Here is a 15,504-nt window from a genome sequence, read left to right on the forward strand (position 1 = left end):
CGTTTCAGGCGTCCTGGTGGTGCGGGTCATGCGGGTCGTCCATGCCTGCCAGGACGAGGGGGAGACGGTCCGTCGCGCCCTCGGTGAGGCGGACCGGGACGCCCCAGTCCTGCTGGTGGACGTGGCAGGCCGGGTATTCGTTGGAAGGGTCGTCGTCGCAGGACGCGGCCATCGCGGAGACGTGCAACACGCCTTCCGTGACGGACTGGTTGAGAGTCAGGGTGCGGTTCAGGTCCGTGCCCGGGCCCTCGCCGGTGACAAGGAGCTCAGGCGGGGCCGCGGAGACGAGCAGCCGGGTCGAGGGGCCGTAGCGCGTGTCGAGCTTCTGCCCGGCCGGGGCATGGAAGATCACGTCCAACTTCAGCTCGCCGGGGGCGACTTCGGTGGCCGCGCGCTGAGTGCGATGGGCGACGGACTCGACCCGCACCGCCTCCTCCGGCAACCGCAGGCGGGTCAGCCGGTGCCGAGCCGATTCGACGACCAGGATCTCGTCGCCGTCCAGAACGGCGTCGCTCGGCTCCCTCAAGTCCGTGGCCAGCGTGGTGACTTCGCCGGTCGCGGGGTCGTAGCGGCGCAGCGCGTGGTTGTACGTGTCGCTGATCGCGACCGAGCCGTCCGGGAGCGCGGTGACGCCCAACGGGTGCTGTAGCAGGGCCTGTTCGGCCGCTCCGTCACGATGTCCGAAGTCGAAGAGTCCGGTGCCGACGGCGGTGTGCACGGCGCCGCCGACGTCCACCCAGCGCAGGGCGGACGTCTCGGAGTCGGCCAGCCACAGCCGGTCGGCGGTCGCGGCGAGTCCGGAGGGCTGCGCGAACCAGGCCTCGGGTCCGGGGCCGTCGACGAGCCCTTCGTTGGTGGTGCCGGCGGTGACGGCGACGGTGTCCTCGGCCGGGTCGTAGGCCCAGAGCTGGTGCACACCGGCCATGGCGATCCACAGCCTGCCCTGCCACCGGGCCACGTCCCAGGGGGACGAGAGGCTGACCTCGCGGGCGGGGCCCGAGGTGGGCTCGCCCTGCATCCACTGCCGACCGGTGCCCGCGAGGGTCGTCACGGCACCGGTCGTGAGGTCGAGCCGTCGCAGCGCGTGGTTCACGGTGTCGGCGACGACGACGGAACCGTCCTCGCCGAGGGCGAGTCCTTGCGGTTCGTTGAAGGTGGCGGAGTCGGCCGTGCCGTCACCGAACCCCCGCACCCCGCAACCGATCCGCCGTACGACGCTCTCCCCGTCGGCCGCCAGCTCGACCAGCTGGTGCCGGGTGGTGTCGCTGACCAGGAAGTTCCCGGACGGCAGGGCCAACGCCTTACCGGGGAAACGCAGCACCGTCGGCTCCGGCTCCGGCGCCACGTACGGGCCGTCCCCGCGCCGGAGTGTCCCCTTCGCCGCGTGCTCGGCCTCCAGCTCCGCGACCAGCCGCTCGATGGCGTGCGCATGGCCCTCGCCCGCGTGCTGCGCGACGACGTACCCCTCCGGGTCGATCACGACGAGCGTCGGCCATGCGCGCACCGCGTACTGCTTCCAGGTGGCCAGCTCCGGGTCGTCCAGCACCGGATGCTCGACGCCGTACCGCTCGACCGCGTCCACGACCGCCTGATGCTCGGCCTCGTGCACGAACTTCGGCGAGTGCACGCCGATGATCACGACCGTGTCGCGGTGCTTCTCCTCCAACTCACGGAGTTCATCGAGGACATGCAGGCAGTTGATGCAGCAGAAGGTCCAGAAATCCAGAATGACGATGCGTCCCCGCAGGTCGGCGAGGGTGTACTGCTTGTCACCCGTGTTCAGCCAGCCGCCCTTGCCGGTGAGCCGGGGGGCGCGGACGCGGGCGCGGCGGGGAGTCGGGGCCGGGGTTGCATCGGTCATGGATCAAGAGTGCCACCAGCTGCTGACAGTCAGGCCAGCGCGTGCCCGGTCGTCGCGTCCACATGGTCCGGCACGGCCTCGTGGTGGTCGCCGACCGTTGATGTGCCCGTCGGTTCGAGGACGAGGATCTCGGACGGGACCGGGGCGTAGGGCTTGTGTTCCGTGCCCCGCGGCACCGTGAAAACGCTGCCCTCGGGGAGGACGACCGTGCGCTCCCCCGCCGGCTCGCGGAGCGCGATGTGCAGTTCGCCGGCCAGGACCAGGAAGAACTCGTCGGTGTGGTCGTGGGTGTGCCAGAGGTGTTCGCCCTCGACCTTGGCGACGCGTACGTCGTAGTCGTTGACGGTGGTGACGATGCGGGGGCTCCAGCGGTCGGTGAAGGAGGCGAGGGCTTCGGTGAGGGAGATCGGTTCCATGGGGCCATCGTGCGTGTTCCGTGAACGCCTCACGAGTGCTAGGAATCGCACATGCCGCAAGGATCCTCGCAACGTCCTCCCGTACGTCCGCACCGGGTCGCCGTCATCGTCGACGAGGGCACCAACCCCTTCGAAGTGGGCGTCGCCACCGAACTGTTCGGGCTGCCCCGGCCCGAACTGGGGCTGCCCGGGCCGCTGTACGAGGTGCTGGTGTGCACGCCCGCGCGCGAGGTGCGGCTGAACCACGGCTTCTTCACCGTGACCGGTGCGTACGGCCTGGACGCGGTGGACTCGGCGGACACCCTCGTCGTGCCGGGGCGGCCCGACAACGTCGTACCTCGCGGTGATGACGTCCTCGACGCGATCCGCCGCACCCACGCGCGCGGGGCCCGTGTCATGAGCCTGTGCACCGGCAGTTTCGCGCTCGCCGAGGCGGGGCTGCTGGACGGGCGCCGGGCCACCACCCACTGGATGTGGACGGACGCCTTCCGCGCCCTGCACCCGCGTGTGCGGCTCGAACCGGACGTCCTCTTCGTCGACGACGGCGACATCCTCACCGCCGCGGGCAGCGCCGCCGCGCTCGATCTCGGGCTGCATGTCGTACGGCGCGACCACGGCGCCGAGATCGCCAACGCGGTGTCCAGGAGGCTCGTCTTCGCGGCCCATCGGGACGGCGGGCAGCGCCAGTTCGTGGAGCGGCCGTTGCCGAAGGTGCCGGACGAGTCGCTGGGGCCGCTGCTCGCGTGGGCGCGGGAGCGGCTGGGGGAGCCGTTGACGGTGACCGGGCTGGCCGTCCGCGCGGCCGTCTCCCCCGCGACCCTGCACCGGCGGTTCAGGGCGCAGCTGGGGACGACTCCGCTGGCGTGGCTGACCGGGGAGCGGGTGGCGCTGGCGTGCCGGCTGATCGAGCGCGGGGAGGAGCGGCTCGACGTGGTGGCCGCGAGGTGCGGTCTCGGGACCGGGGCGAACCTGCGGGTGCGGCTGCGCAGGGAGACCGGATTGAGCCCGTCGGCCTACCGGCGGCGTTTCGGACCCGCGTCCGGGGAAGCCGTAACGGCATGAGATTCCTCGTACGCGATCGGATCCTCGGCTTCGGTGAGGACTACTGGATCGAGGACCAGCACGGCAACAAGGTGTTCCTGGTCGACGGCAAGGCCATGCGCCTCAGGGACACCTTCGAGTTGAAGGACACGCACGGGCGCGTGCTCATCGACATCCACAAGAAGATGCTCGCCCTGCGCGACACGATGGTCATCGAACGGGACGGCGAGCCCCTCGCGACCATCAGACGCAAGCGGTTCTCGCTGCTGCGCAACCACTATCGGGTGTCCCTGGTGGACGGCACCGAACTCGACGTCAGCGGCAAGATCCTGGACCGCGAGTTCGGCGTCGACTACGACGGTGAGCTGCTCGCGCAGATCTCCCGGCGTTGGCTGCACATCCGGGAGACGTACGGCGTCGACATCGTCCGGGAGGACGCGGACGCGGCACTGCTGATCGCCGTGGCGGTGTGCGTGATCCACCTCGCGGAGAAGGAGCGGGAGGACTGACCCGCCGGGAGGACCGACCCGCTTCCTCGTCGGCCGCCGCGCGGGCGCGGCTGCGTGTCTTCAGGCGGTCCCCGAGGTAGCCGCCCATGACGGCGGGCGCGCCGAACACCGCGCCGGCCCGCCAGCCGTAGGGGTCGTCTTGCGTCCTGCCCACGAGCCGGATGAACACCGTCACGGGGACCCACGCCACGAGCATCGTGGCAAGGACTCTGCGGGGACGGGCGGTCGGCCAGGAGCCGCCTGACACGGTGTCGTAGCCGACGCGGGCGTAGTTGGGCCCGGCGGTGGCGTTCGGCGCGCAGGATCGCCCAGAACAGCAGTCACGCGCCCGCGCCGACGAGGACCGTCCGGAGCACCGAGAAATCCCCGGCGAGTATCGCGACGAGCGGCGCGACGACCGCGGCGCGACCGCCGGGTGGCGGCCGGCGAAGGCCAGGAGTGCGGGCGGGGGATTCCCTCCGCCCATGCCCCGGTCCAGGGCCAGGAAGGCGCGTTCGGGTGCGGCCAGGGGCCGCCTGGTTCTGCCGGTCACAGCGCGCGGCGCGGACGCTCCAGACCCAGCACCCGGTCCTTCAGTGCCGGGAACTGTTCGCGCGTCACGGCCACCCGCGCCGGGTCGAATTCCACCGTGAGGACCTCCTCGCCCGCGCCCGCCTCCGCGAGGACCTCGCCCCAGGGATCCACCACGATCGAGTGACCGGCCTGGGGAACTCCGGCGTGCGTACCGGCCGTTCCGCATGCGAGGACGAACGACTGGTTCTCCACGGCGCGGGCCTGCGCCAGGAGGGTCCAGTGGGAGCGGCGGCGTTCGGGCCAGCCCGCGGGGAGGACGAGGGTCTCGGCGCCGGCGTCGACAAGGCCGCGGAAGAGTTCGGGGAAACGGAGGTCGTAGCAGGTGGCGAGACCGATGACCGTCTCGGGCAGACGGAGAGTCACCAGTTCGCTGCCCGCGCCCATCAGCACGGCCTCGCCCTTGTCGAAGCCGAAGCGGTGGATCTTGCGGTAGGCGGCGGCCAGTTCACCGGAGGGGGAGAAGACGAGGGACGTGTTGTAGAGGGGGCCGTCAGGGTCTCGCTCGGGGATCGAGCCGGCGTGCAGCCAGACGCCCGCGTCGCTCGCGGCCTTGGCCATCGCCTCGTAGGTCGGCCCCTCCAGCGGCTCGGCCTCGGCGCCGAACAGCTCGTAGGCGAACGCGCCCGTGGTCCACAGCTCCGGCAGGACGACCAGATCGGCACCCGCCTGTTCGCGGACGAGAGCACCCACCCGAACCCGACGATTTTCAACCGATTCGCCCTCTTCTACGGCGATCTGGATGAGAGAGGCGCGCACACTACCACCGTCCTGGCATTCGAGCCGTTCACACGGGCCTACGATCGTCACACGAAAGCACTGCCGGGGTGCCTCACAGCAGCGTAACTTAGCGTTCCAAGACACCCGCCGACAGCCACCTCCCGCTGGCAACGCCGCCCGCCACCCGACCTGTACCGACCGCCGAGGGGTCCCGTTCCGTGAGTCTGCATCCCACTCTCCAGCCCTACGCCGACGCCTGGACCCACTCCATCGAAGCGATATCCGAGCTGGTGAACCCTCTCGTGGAGGGAGAGTGGAACCGGCGAACGCCGTGCCCCGGCTGGTCGGTGCGTGACGTGGTCTCGCACGTCATCGGGCTGGACAACGAGATGCTCGGCGACCCGCGGCCCATCCACACCCTCCCGCGCGACCTCTACCACGTCACCAACGAGCACCAGCGGTACATGGAGATGCAGGTCGACGTGCGCCGTCACCACACGGCGCCGGAGATGACGTCGGAGCTGGAGTACACGATCATCCGGCGCAACCGGCAGCTGCGCAACGAGTCGCGGGAGCCGGGCCGCATGGTGCGCGGCCATGTCAGCACCGAGGTCACGCTCGAAGAGTCCATGCGGACCCACGCGTTCAACGTGTGGGTGCACGAGCAGGACCTGCGCACCGCCCTCGGTCGCCCCGGGAACCTCGACTCGCCCGGCGCGCACATCGCCCGTGACGTGCTGCTCGCCGCGCTCCCGAAGGTGGTCGCCGACGACTCGGGCGCCCCGCGCAGTTCGGCGGTCGTCTTCGACGTGCACGGTCCGATCGAGTTCCTCCGTACGATCCGCGTCGACATCCAGGGCCGCGGCACCCTGGAGACGGCCCCCGCGCTCGGCCCTGCCGCCACCCTGATCCTCGACTGGGAGACGTACGTCCGGCTGGCGTGCGGGCGGGTCACCCTCGAATCGGTGACGGACCGCGTCAAGGCGGACGGCGATCCGGAGCTGGCGGCGTCGATACTGCGGAACTTCACGGTCACGAAGTAAGCAGGCGGTGTGAATCAGGCGGTGTGAATCAGGCGGTGTGAATATCGAGTAGGCGGTCGTCGGCGCCGAATCGGTGGATACGTGAGCGGGCCGCCGTCACGCGGGCACGTGCACCGTCTCCACCCGGCTCGCCACCAGCCGCTCGCGCTCGCGGCGGGCCGCCCTGCGCCGTAGCCGCAGGATCTGGCTGACGCCGAGCGCCTGGAGCACGAAGACCACCGAGAACGCGATCGAGTAGTTGTCCCCGGTCGCGTCGAGCAGCACACCGATCGCGAACAGGGTCGTCATCGAGGCCGTGAAACCACCCATGTTGGTGATTCCGGAGGCGGTGCCCTGACGCTCCGGCGGGTTGGCCGGGCGGGCGAAGTCGAAGCCGAGCATCGAGGCGGGCCCGCAGGAACCGAGCACGACACACAGCACGACCAGCAGCCACATCGGCGCGTGCTCGCCGGGGTAGAGGAGGGTGACCGCCCACACGAGGGCCGTCGCTCCCACCGTCCCCAGCGCCAGCGGCAGCCGCGCGGCGTGGTGCCGGGCGACGATCTGACCGTAGATCAGACCGACCACCATGTTGGACAGTACGACGAGGGTGAGGAGTTCACCGGCGGTCGCGCGGGACAGGCCCTGGGCCTGGACCAGGAACGGCAGGCCCCACAGCAGCAGGAACACCATCGCCGGGAACTGGGTGGTGAAGTGCACCCACAGACCGAGGCGGGTGCCGGGTTCACGCCAGGAGGCGGCGATCTGCCGGCGGACGTAGGCGGCGCCCCGGTGCGGGAAGGGCTCCGGCTCGTGGCCCTCGGGGTGGTCCTTCAGGAACAGCAGCAGCAGAACGAGGACTACGACCCCGGCGAGCGCGCTGCCCGCGAAGGCGGCCGTCCAGCCGATGCCGTGCAGCAGCCGGGCGATCACCAGCGTGGAGACCAGGTTCCCGGCCATTCCCGCGAGGCCCGCGAGCTGGGCGACCATCGGTCCGCGCCGGGCCGGGAACCAGCGGGTGCCGAGCCGCAGCACGCTGATGAACGTCATCGCGTCGCCGCAGCCGAGCAGCGCGCGGGAGGCGAGGGCGGTGCCGTAGGAGGGGGAGAAGGCGAAGCCGAGCTGGCCGGCGGTGAAGAGAACCACCCCGATGGTCAGCACCTTCTTGGTGCCGAGGCTGTCGACGAGCAGGCCGACAGGTATCTGCATGCCCGCGTAGACCAGCAGTTGGAGGATCGAGAACGTCGACAGCGCGGAGGCGTTGACGTGGAAGCGCTCGGCGGCGTCGAGGCCGGCGACCCCGAGGGACGTCCGGAAGATGACGGCGACGAAGTAGACGGAGACGCCGATGCCCCACACGGCCATGGCGCGACGGCCACCGGGCGGATCACCGGGCAGGGAGAGAGCGGAACCGGAACTGCTGCTACCACTGCTGCTCATCGGACCTCGCCCCGGGCCAGGTGGGAGAACCAGTCGACGTGCTGGTGCACGATCCCGGCCGCCGCCTCCGCGTCGCCGGTGCGCAGCGAGTCGAGGATCGCCGCGTGCTCGGTGAGCGTCTTGGCGATGCGGTCGGGGTGCGAGTGCATGATGGCGACGCCCATCCGCAGCTGCCGGTCGCGGAGTTGGTCGTAGAGGCGGGAGAGGATCTCGTTGCCGCCGCTGCGGACGATCTCGGCGTGGAAGCAGCGGTCGGTGACGGCGGCGCCGGCCAGGTCGCCGGCGGCGGCCTGCTCCTTCTGCCGCGCAAGCAGCTCTTCCAGCCGGGCGATGAGGGTCGGTGACGCCGGTACGACCTTGCGGACCGCGTGCTGCTCGACCAGCATCCGGGTCTCGACGACGTCCGCGATCTCCTGCGAGGAGACGGGCAGAACGAGGGCGCCCTTCTTCGGGTAGAGCTTGATCAGCCCCTCGACCTCCAGGCGCAGCAGCGCCTCACGCACGGGTGTCCGTGACACCCCGACGGCCTCGGCGAGCTCGCCCTCGGTGAGGAGGGTGCCGCCCTCGTAACGCCGGTCCAGGACACCCTGTTTGACGTGGGTGTAGACGCGGTCCGCGGCGGGGGGTTGCTTGACGGCGGGCGGGGCGGAACCGGTGGCGGCGAGGGACGGGGACGACATGAGGACAGCATAGATACAACACGTACGCATGAGGACGGGCGTCCAGGATGCGGACGGAACCGGCCGGAACCAAAGGGGCCCGGGTGCGCGTCTACGACGATGCGCAGGGGGGATACGTCTGCGCGGCTGTCGGCAACTGCCGACGGCTGCCGGCGGGGCGTTTCACACCTTCGGGGAACCCGCCCCAGCAACCGCACAACCTTCTGTGCTACTTACGTGTCACACACGTGCGGCCCTTCTCTTTCCCCCCTCCAACTGGGCCGCTCCTCAGGGGCATTCAACGTATTCGGGGTACCTCAGTTGATTACTGCCATTAACGGCATCAAGGGCAACCGCTTCCGCAGAGCCGCCGCGGTCACCGTGACCGCAGGCGCCGTGCTCGCGACCGGCGCCCTGACCGCGGCACCCGCGCAGGCTGTCACCAAGCCGTCGATCGTGGCCGCGGGCGGCTTCGTGATGAACAACGCCACCGGCAAGTCGCTCTACACGAAGGCCGCGGACACCAAGCGGTCGACCGGCTCCACCACGAAGATCATGACCGCGAAGGTCGTGCTGTCGCAGTCGAACCTCAACCTCGACGCCAAGGTCACCATCCAGAAGGCGTACAGCGACTACATCGTCGCCAACACCGCCTCCTCCGCCCACCTGATCGTCGGCGACAAGGTCACCGTCCGTCAGCTCCTCTACGGCCTGATGCTGCCGTCGGGCTGCGACGCGGCCTACGCGCTGGCCGACAAGTTCGGCACGGGCTCCACCCGGGCCGCACGCGTGAAGTCGTTCATCGCCAAGATGAACTCCACGGCGAAGTCGCTCGGCCTGACGAACACCAAGTTCGACTCGTTCGACGGCATCGGCAACGGCAACAACTACTCGACGCCGCGCGACCTGACGAAGCTCGCCAGCAACGTGATGAAGAACTCCACGTTCAAGACGGTCGTCAAGACCAAGTCGTACACCGCCAAGACGATCACCAAGACCGGCAGCACCCGCACCATGGCTGCCTGGACCAACACGAACACCCTCCTCAGCAGCTACAGCGGCACGATCGGCGTGAAGACCGGCTCCGGCCCCGAGGCCAAGTACTGCCTCGTCTTCGCCGCCACCCGCAACGGCAAGACGGTCATCGGCACGGTCCTCGCGTCGTCCTCCGTCACCCAGCGCGCGACGGACGCGACGAAGCTCCTGAACTACGGCTTCGCGACGATCGGCTGACGTTCGGTCAGCTGCCTGTCCACTGAACACCGAGGGACCTGCCGCATCCAGCGGCGGGTCCCTCAGTGCTTTATGGACCAGTGCTTTGTGAACGCGGCCCAGACGGAGGGGGCGAGCCGGAGTATGGGGCCGTCCGCTTGCTTGGAGTCGCGGACGGCGATGGTGGCGGGGATGTTGCGGGCGACTTCGACGCACTCCTGACCGGCGTTCCCGCCGCTGTAGCTGGACTTGAGAAACTCGAATGCGGGCACGCCGGCTACATCTCCTTCAGGATCCCGTCGATCAGTCTGACCGAGTTGCGCTGCGCGAGGCTCAACCGCGTGATCCGGTCGAAGAGCCCGTTGTGATGGCCAGCATCAGTATCGCTCTCCAACCAGACGGTCGACGAGGTGGTATCGACGTGGACCACATCCAGAGCACCGGGCTCGGCGAACGACACGATGGTGAAGGCGCTCGTCATACCGGGATGCGCGCCCGCGAGATAGGGCAGCACCTGAAACTTCACGTTCGGGCGACGTGCCATGTCCAACAGATGCCCCAACTGCGCCCGCATGACCTCGCGCCCGCCGACGAGTTGACGTAGCGCACCCTCATGCACGACCGCCCACAGCTCCAGAGGACTCTCTGAGTCCAGCCGAGCCTGTCGCGTCATCCGGGACTCGACGAACGGCTCGATCTCGTCCAGGTCCTCCCAGTGACCGTTGCCGACCGCCAGTGCCCGCGCATAGTCCGACGTTTGCAACAGGCCCGGAACTATTGCCAGTTGCCACGTCCGAATGGTGGTGGCGATGTCCTCCAGCGCCACGTACTCGACCATCGCCTGTAGTTGTGGGTACTGGTTCCACCAGCCATGAGCCTTCCGTCGCTCACGGTCCGCCTTCGCGAGGGCCAGGAGCTTGCCGATCACGACCTCGTCGCTCTCGCCGTACAAGTGGCACAAAGCTCTGACATCGGGGTCACGCATCGGCACCTGCCCGCGCTCGATCTTCGCGACCTTGGTGACCGACGCCGTCAGCGCTTCGGCTGCGTGCGTCTGCCGCAAATCGCACGCCTCCCGCAGCCGCAGCAACTCTCCTCCGAGCCGGCGGCCCAGGACGGTGGTCACCGTCCGCCCGCGGTCAGGATTGGTGCCCATACAGCGATTCCTCCCGTTGAGTCGCCCCAGTCTGTAGCCCTCCAGAGTCGACCTACAAGCGAGGCAGGAATATTTCTGCCTGCGTTCGATTGCTGCCGATCCAACTAGTCGCTACCTTCAGTACTCAACAAGCCACCCAGCGAAACCAGTTGGCGGAAGTGCACCGTGCTGCCCCCACCCGGCACAGCACGGCAGAGCCACCCCACCCGGCCGCTGCCCAACCACCGCACAAGGAGGTGCGCCCCGGTGACCGACTCCTGTCCTCCCGGACTCCCCAAGCCCAGCGGCCCCTACGACCACTACGACGCCGTCACGTACACCCCGTACCCGAGCAACATCCCCCGCGCCCGCAGACACGTCGCCCACCTCACCACCGCCTGGGGGCACCCCCACTCCGCCGCCGACGCGGCCCTGCTGGCAAGCGAGTTGTGCACGAACGCGTTACTTCACGGCTGCCTCCGCGACCGCCTGTTCCGCGTGGAGACGTCCCTCACCGGCAACGCCCTGCGCGTCGCGGTCACCGACCCGAGGGGTGAGCGACTCCCGTGGCCCCAAACATCCACCCCCGACGACCAGTTCGGCCGAGGTCTCCTCATCGTCCGTACGCTGGCCACCCGTTGGGCCGTGGAGAGCCTCACGGTCGGCAAGACCGTCTGGGCGGAGTTGGACATCGCGAGCCCCTGAACGGCCTCGCTTCGAAGCCACTGCGAACCGTAGGATTATTGCAACAGCAAGTGACGTGTGATGCCGACGCGACGGGGGCGGGGATACAGCATGGCAGTGCCCGGAACCGGTGCGGGCCAGGGCGGCGGCCCCGACCTGCGGGTGACGTCCGCCGACCTCACCAAGCTCGCCGGTGACCTCGACGACATGCAGGACCACCTCGACAAGCAGGTCAGACGCATGGACGCGATCGTCGACCGCATCGAGGCCGGCTGGCGCGGCCCTGCGGCGACGGCGTACCGCGAGTTCCACCGCGCGGCGACCGAGGACGCCGTACGCATCCGCGAAGTGATGAAGCTGCTGGAGCAGGCGGTGCGGATGAGCCGGGACGGCTTCTCCGCGAACGACATCGAGGTACTGGAGCGCGTGCAGAGGATCCAGGTCGACATCGGCGGCGAGGTGGACAAGCTGTCCACGCCCGGTGTGGGGTCGGCGGGCGATACACCGACCCCACCCCGCAGCAGCCTCGACTCCTTCTGACCCTTCCGATCCTTCTGAACGCAAGCCGTCAAGTGCCCATCACGCAGCCATAGTTGCCGACCGATGCCCAGGGGGATCATGTCGACCGGGGCTTCCGCCGACGACCACATAACCGTCTCCTTCGCCACGCTCCACGACCTCACCACCGAGCTGGAGGACATCCTCAAACAGCTCAACGGCAAGCTCGACGACCTCTACGACCGCGCCGAACCGGTCGTCCTGTCCTGGAAGGGCGAGGCCCGCGAGGTCTTCGTCGAGAAGCTCGACGAGTGGGACCGCTCGGCACAGGACCTGCAGGCCGCGCAGAAGTGGCTGCACGCGTACGTCACCACCGGGCACGCGAATTACGCGGCGGCGCACCGGGCGGTGCTGCGGGGTTGGGGAGCGGCCTGATGAGCACACCGACGTCTCCGGCGAACGGGAAGATCGACGTCACTCCGACCGTCCTGTACGGCGTCTCAACGGGTATAGCAGGCCAGCAGGACCCTCTTGACCGTGGCATCAAGTCGTTCCTCGACGAACTGGCCCGGTACCCGGACGGCGGCGGGAGGGGCACGGCGATGAAGGACTTCACGACCGCCTACCTGAAAGTCGCCGAGCGTTTCCTGGAGGTCTGGGCGAAGTCCGTGGTGAGCGTGGGAGGAGCCGCTGTCGGCTTCACGTCCACCGCCAACAACTACGCGGCGGCCGACGCGGCCACCCACCCTTCGCCGACAGGACAGCCGACGCATCGGCCGAACCCGCATGTCATCGACAAAGCCCCCGCGTACGGTCCGGTCACCGATTTCAAGTGGGGGGACATCGACGCGGGCCAGGACTTGATGCAGGAGGCCCTCGAAGGTCTGGAAGCCGTGGTCCTGGCTGTCATGCGTCCCCTGCTGGAGCACGAGTGCCGTTGGGGCAAAGCGGCAACGATCCTCCCGCTGCCCAATCACCTGCGCCTGTACTCGATCTCCCAGGCATGGCGAATGCCGCAGACCACACTCGGCATGGTGGACGGGACGCTCACAGGCCTCGTCGGCAGCATCACCGACCAGACCGACCAGGACTGGTACAACGCCATGCGGACGTTCTGCAGCACGCTGTGGGGGACGTCCGCCTGGGGCAAGAACCGTGAGGGTTACGACTGGTCCAACGACGACGCGAAGAAGAGAGGAAGCAGCCATCCCGTCTTCGCCGTTCTCTTCGACACGTGCGATGCCATGGTCGATGCGATCTACAACGTCGCGAAGGCCGCCGAGGACGTCCGGGACGATCTGCACCGGATCTACCGCCAAGCCGTTGTCGACAGCATCAAGCAACTTGATCCAAGAGATCTGGACATCACGGACGCGAAGAGCCTGGTAAAGGGACTGTGGGAAACAGGCAAGGGCCTGGTCGCGGACGTCTCGGTCGGGATCGTGCTGAACATCGACGAAGGTGCCCTGAACGACGCGGTGTCGGCCTACAACAACCGCATTCACCGACAGGTCGGTGAAATCAATACGCTACTGCCGGCTCTGGACGAGGCATACACGAGCGCACCGACCTTCAATGCCGAAACGGCCAGAGCCGAGGCGTTCGGCGCGCGGGCACTGACTGACTTCAAAGGGGATCCTCTCTACACAGTTCCGGGAGATGACGAGTCCAAGCACCGCTTCCCCGTCGATCTCGCCAATCAGGAAGGACTGGCAGGTTCGCACGTCATCGACAAACATGTGGGAAAGACGGACGCACAACTGGAGCAAAGGCTTCGCGACCAGGCGAAGGTACGTCCGGACGGTACGGTCGCGCCGATCGCCGCATCGACTTTCACCGACCTGACATCGGCCCAGCGCTACACACAGGGCGTCCTCGACGACCCGGGCAACCAGCAGAAGATCGCGAACTGGCTTGCGAGCAACCCCAATCCGGACCGTTCCAAGCGAACCGTGGGACTCACTTTCAACGACACCGTGGGCAGGACGTGGACGCGAGGCGACTCCGCTGCCCACGACTCACATATCGTCAATGTGACCTTGAAACCACGTCCCGGCGGACATCCGCCCTACGTCGTCCTCACTTCGATGCCGAGCGACACGGTTCAGTCATGAGGAACAACAAGCCATGAGAGGACAACAGGTGATCGATTCCGCTTCCTGGAAATCGGCTCTGCTGGAACTTTTCGGCGGGGCGTGGACCTTCGCGGCGGCGGGTCCCCGGAACCACGACGACTGGCGCCGTGACGTGCAGGCTGTCATGAAAATGCAAGTCAAAGATCCGCGAAATTGGAGTTCCCTGAATTTTCCACCACCAGGGTCTGGCGGCGAGCGGAACCAAGAAACACCCTTCGTCGACCTACGCCTCGATGAATTCGATTCCCTTCTTTACCGGGTGGGAAAGAGATCCGCATCACAACTGCTGGTCGCCCTGCAGGGGCAATACTATCAATCTTCAAACATCCCGGATTTCGAGAACCGTAAAGAGCGACTCTTCCAGTGCGCCGACACGGTTATTTCAAGATTTTCCCCAGAAATCTCCTACTACACCAATCTGGCCGCCGCCCGGGTTGACCCCGATGTGGAGCTACTGAATCCCGATGCCGAATGGAACTGTCTTTCCAATTTCCTCTCCGACTGCGGCCTCATTGTCGTTTCGGAGTCCGAAGTGGGAGTTTTCTGGGCTTTCGACGAAGACTGAAAGCGGTCAATAAATGCGCACCCGTTCCGCCACCTACCCCGACCGAGAAACCGCCCAATGGGCCACTCAACAGGTCGTCACCTCCAACGAGCAGGTCATCCACCGGTGGCTGGCCCAATCCACGCGCCCTCGCCTGACCATCGAGGCGACGTGGCCGTCCCGCCCCGAACCGGTCGGACGCGTCCTGCTCCAGGCGATGATGCTGGCCGGACAGGAACCCGTCGACGTCCGCGCGGCCCGGGTGATCCTGAAGCGGGACGCGTCCCGGCCGCACGGCTTCGCCGTCCACGCCACGTTCCCGATGTACCTGTGACGACAACCCGTAGAGGCTGATCCCGTGCCCCTGAGCCCCCTCGAACACGACCGCCGCTACGGCGAGTTGGACCAGGTGATCCGTGCCTACGCCGGGCAGTCGGCCGACGACACACCGGACAGGGCGAGCGACGCGCTGATCGCCTACCTCCGCCACACCTGGCACAGCCGGCCGTGGGCCCTGGCCGTCGCCGAACGCCAACTCCGTGAGTACGCCGACAACCCTCCCGGCCGACTCCGCCTGCGTCTCGGCGAGTTCTACGCCATTCCGGACGTCGGCCTTCCCGAAGCCGACCTCCAGCAGTGGCTGTACTGCCTCGCCGATCACGTCAAGCACAGCATCGAGGAGGGCGAGGTCCCGCCCCCGGCCACCCCCGTCACCTACTGGGAATGGCACACCCGCTTCCCGGAACTCGGTCAGTTCCTCGGCGGGTGGTTCTCCCAGGACATGCCGGACGAATTCGACGACCACGACGCGGCGATCGACGACTACCGGGCCACGACCGACCCGCAGCTGGTCGCCCGCCTCGTCGGCGAACTGTACGAGCTCCTCGCCCTGGACATCGACGAGTCGGACTACGCCCTCGCCGTCGCCGAGTTGGGCATGGAGGTCGACCCACCGACGCCGTACTCACCCAGCGGCTGGCTCGCACTGGCCGCCGACCGGCTGACCGCACCGCGCGCCGACTACGGGACGCCGACGCAGCAGAGCTGAGCCGCGCACC

18 protein-coding genes are annotated in these 15,504 nt (G+C 68.1%); 11 read left to right on the forward strand and 7 right to left on the reverse strand.

What is annotated here, in order from left to right; translation table 11 throughout:
* Positions 1-4 precede the first annotated feature (4 nt).
* Together AB0I51_RS34370 and AB0I51_RS34375 are read right to left on the reverse strand one after the other, a co-directional pair.
* Entirely contained in the window at positions 5-1,861 is a 1,857-nt protein-coding gene (locus AB0I51_RS34370) for an NHL domain-containing thioredoxin family protein (RefSeq protein ID WP_362982021.1), read from the reverse strand.
* A gap of 29 nt (positions 1,862-1,890) precedes the next feature.
* Positions 1,891-2,277, reverse strand: coding sequence for a cupin domain-containing protein (locus AB0I51_RS34375; RefSeq protein ID WP_362982023.1), 387 nt, complete (start codon positions 2,275-2,277; stop codon positions 1,891-1,893).
* A gap of 51 nt (positions 2,278-2,328) precedes the next feature.
* On the opposite strand from AB0I51_RS34375, the gene AB0I51_RS34380 reads away from it, so the two are divergent.
* Together AB0I51_RS34380 and AB0I51_RS34385 are read left to right on the forward strand one after the other, a co-directional pair.
* Positions 2,329-3,339, forward strand: a complete 1,011-nt coding sequence (locus AB0I51_RS34380; protein WP_362982025.1) for a helix-turn-helix domain-containing protein — start codon at positions 2,329-2,331, stop codon at positions 3,337-3,339.
* Entirely contained in the window at positions 3,336-3,827 is a 492-nt protein-coding gene (locus tag AB0I51_RS34385; RefSeq protein ID WP_019073497.1) for an LURP-one-related family protein, read from the forward strand. Before AB0I51_RS34380 ends, AB0I51_RS34385 begins: the two co-directional genes overlap by 4 nt.
* A 528-nt stretch (positions 3,828-4,355) precedes the next feature.
* Here AB0I51_RS34385 and AB0I51_RS34390 read toward each other — a convergent pair.
* On the reverse strand, positions 4,356-5,156 hold the full coding sequence (locus tag AB0I51_RS34390) for a carbon-nitrogen family hydrolase (RefSeq protein ID WP_362982028.1): 801 nt from the start codon (positions 5,154-5,156) through the stop codon (positions 4,356-4,358).
* A 179-nt stretch (positions 5,157-5,335) separates the two neighbouring features.
* On the opposite strand from AB0I51_RS34390, the gene AB0I51_RS34395 reads away from it, so the two are divergent.
* Positions 5,336-6,160 (forward strand): maleylpyruvate isomerase family mycothiol-dependent enzyme, encoded by an 825-nt coding sequence (locus AB0I51_RS34395; protein ID WP_362982030.1) that lies wholly within the window; start codon positions 5,336-5,338, stop codon positions 6,158-6,160.
* A gap of 96 nt (positions 6,161-6,256) precedes the next feature.
* Here AB0I51_RS34395 and AB0I51_RS34400 read toward each other — a convergent pair whose 3' ends face one another.
* A complete protein-coding gene (locus AB0I51_RS34400; RefSeq protein ID WP_362982032.1) occupies positions 6,257-7,579 on the reverse strand; it encodes an MFS transporter in 1,323 nt (440 codons plus the stop codon).
* Complete coding sequence (locus AB0I51_RS34405) at positions 7,576-8,259, reverse strand: GntR family transcriptional regulator (RefSeq protein WP_362982034.1); 684 nt, start codon at positions 8,257-8,259, stop codon at positions 7,576-7,578. The genes AB0I51_RS34400 and AB0I51_RS34405 overlap by 4 nt, the downstream gene beginning before the upstream one ends.
* 300 nt (positions 8,260-8,559) lie before the next feature.
* Between AB0I51_RS34405 and AB0I51_RS34410 the strand changes: the two genes are divergently transcribed.
* A complete protein-coding gene (locus AB0I51_RS34410; protein ID WP_362982036.1) occupies positions 8,560-9,471 on the forward strand; it encodes a serine hydrolase in 912 nt (303 codons plus the stop codon).
* Positions 9,472-9,533: 62 nt separating this feature from the next.
* Here the strand turns inward: AB0I51_RS34410 and AB0I51_RS34415 are convergent, their stop codons facing one another.
* Positions 9,534-9,722, reverse strand: a complete 189-nt coding sequence (locus AB0I51_RS34415) for a DUF397 domain-containing protein (RefSeq protein ID WP_362982037.1) — start codon at positions 9,720-9,722, stop codon at positions 9,534-9,536.
* Between the two features lie 5 nt (positions 9,723-9,727).
* Positions 9,728-10,606 carry a helix-turn-helix transcriptional regulator gene (locus tag AB0I51_RS34420; RefSeq protein ID WP_362982039.1) on the reverse strand — a complete coding sequence of 293 codons (879 nt, stop codon included), beginning with the start codon at positions 10,604-10,606 and terminating at the stop codon, positions 9,728-9,730.
* A 246-nt stretch (positions 10,607-10,852) separates the two neighbouring features.
* Between AB0I51_RS34420 and AB0I51_RS34425 the strand changes: the two genes are divergently transcribed.
* From AB0I51_RS34425 to AB0I51_RS34455, 7 genes are all read left to right on the forward strand, one after another.
* Positions 10,853-11,290: an ATP-binding protein gene (locus AB0I51_RS34425; protein WP_362982041.1), complete on the forward strand. Its 438-nt coding sequence runs from the start codon at positions 10,853-10,855 to the stop codon at positions 11,288-11,290.
* A gap of 90 nt (positions 11,291-11,380) precedes the next feature.
* On the forward strand, positions 11,381-11,809 hold the full coding sequence (locus AB0I51_RS34430) for a WXG100 family type VII secretion target (protein WP_362982043.1): 429 nt from the start codon (positions 11,381-11,383) through the stop codon (positions 11,807-11,809).
* A gap of 78 nt (positions 11,810-11,887) precedes the next feature.
* A complete protein-coding gene (locus AB0I51_RS34435) occupies positions 11,888-12,202 on the forward strand; it encodes a WXG100 family type VII secretion target (protein WP_362982045.1) in 315 nt (104 codons plus the stop codon).
* The gene (locus AB0I51_RS34440) at positions 12,202-13,881 is read left to right on the forward strand and encodes an RNase A-like domain-containing protein (RefSeq protein WP_362982047.1); all 1,680 of its coding nucleotides are present in this window, start codon (positions 12,202-12,204) and stop codon (positions 13,879-13,881) included. Before AB0I51_RS34435 ends, AB0I51_RS34440 begins: the two co-directional genes overlap by 1 nt.
* Before the next feature lie 13 nt (positions 13,882-13,894).
* Positions 13,895-14,467 carry a hypothetical protein gene (locus AB0I51_RS34445; protein ID WP_362982049.1) on the forward strand — a complete coding sequence of 191 codons (573 nt, stop codon included), beginning with the start codon at positions 13,895-13,897 and terminating at the stop codon, positions 14,465-14,467.
* A gap of 13 nt (positions 14,468-14,480) precedes the next feature.
* The gene (locus AB0I51_RS34450; protein ID WP_362982050.1) at positions 14,481-14,780 is read left to right on the forward strand and encodes an RNase A-like domain-containing protein; all 300 of its coding nucleotides are present in this window, start codon (positions 14,481-14,483) and stop codon (positions 14,778-14,780) included.
* A 24-nt stretch (positions 14,781-14,804) separates the two neighbouring features.
* The gene (locus AB0I51_RS34455) at positions 14,805-15,494 is read left to right on the forward strand and encodes a contact-dependent growth inhibition system immunity protein (protein ID WP_362982052.1); all 690 of its coding nucleotides are present in this window, start codon (positions 14,805-14,807) and stop codon (positions 15,492-15,494) included.
* Positions 15,495-15,504 lie beyond the last annotated feature (10 nt).

The organism is Streptomyces sp. NPDC050549 (assembly GCF_040655035.1).
In the GTDB taxonomy this organism is placed as follows: Bacteria; Actinomycetota; Actinomycetes; order Streptomycetales; family Streptomycetaceae; genus Streptomyces.

Coding starts and splice junctions, on each gene's coding strand:
- AB0I51_RS34370 (WP_362982021.1), bottom strand. CDS start 1,861: ATGACCGATGCAACCCCGGCCCCGACTCCCCGCCGCGCCCGCGTCCGC.
- AB0I51_RS34375 (WP_362982023.1), bottom strand. CDS start 2,277: ATGGAACCGATCTCCCTCACCGAAGCCCTCGCCTCCTTCACCGACCGC.
- AB0I51_RS34380 (WP_362982025.1), top strand. CDS start 2,329: ATGCCGCAAGGATCCTCGCAACGTCCTCCCGTACGTCCGCACCGGGTC.
- AB0I51_RS34385 (WP_019073497.1), top strand. CDS start 3,336: ATGAGATTCCTCGTACGCGATCGGATCCTCGGCTTCGGTGAGGACTAC.
- AB0I51_RS34400 (WP_362982032.1), bottom strand. CDS start 7,579: ATGAGCAGCAGTGGTAGCAGCAGTTCCGGTTCCGCTCTCTCCCTGCCC.
- AB0I51_RS34405 (WP_362982034.1), bottom strand. CDS start 8,259: ATGTCGTCCCCGTCCCTCGCCGCCACCGGTTCCGCCCCGCCCGCCGTC.
- AB0I51_RS34420 (WP_362982039.1), bottom strand. CDS start 10,606: ATGGGCACCAATCCTGACCGCGGGCGGACGGTGACCACCGTCCTGGGC.
- AB0I51_RS34430 (WP_362982043.1), top strand. CDS start 11,381: ATGGCAGTGCCCGGAACCGGTGCGGGCCAGGGCGGCGGCCCCGACCTG.
- AB0I51_RS34435 (WP_362982045.1), top strand. CDS start 11,888: ATGTCGACCGGGGCTTCCGCCGACGACCACATAACCGTCTCCTTCGCC.
- AB0I51_RS34440 (WP_362982047.1), top strand. CDS start 12,202: ATGAGCACACCGACGTCTCCGGCGAACGGGAAGATCGACGTCACTCCG.
- AB0I51_RS34445 (WP_362982049.1), top strand. CDS start 13,895: ATGAGAGGACAACAGGTGATCGATTCCGCTTCCTGGAAATCGGCTCTG.
- AB0I51_RS34450 (WP_362982050.1), top strand. CDS start 14,481: ATGCGCACCCGTTCCGCCACCTACCCCGACCGAGAAACCGCCCAATGG.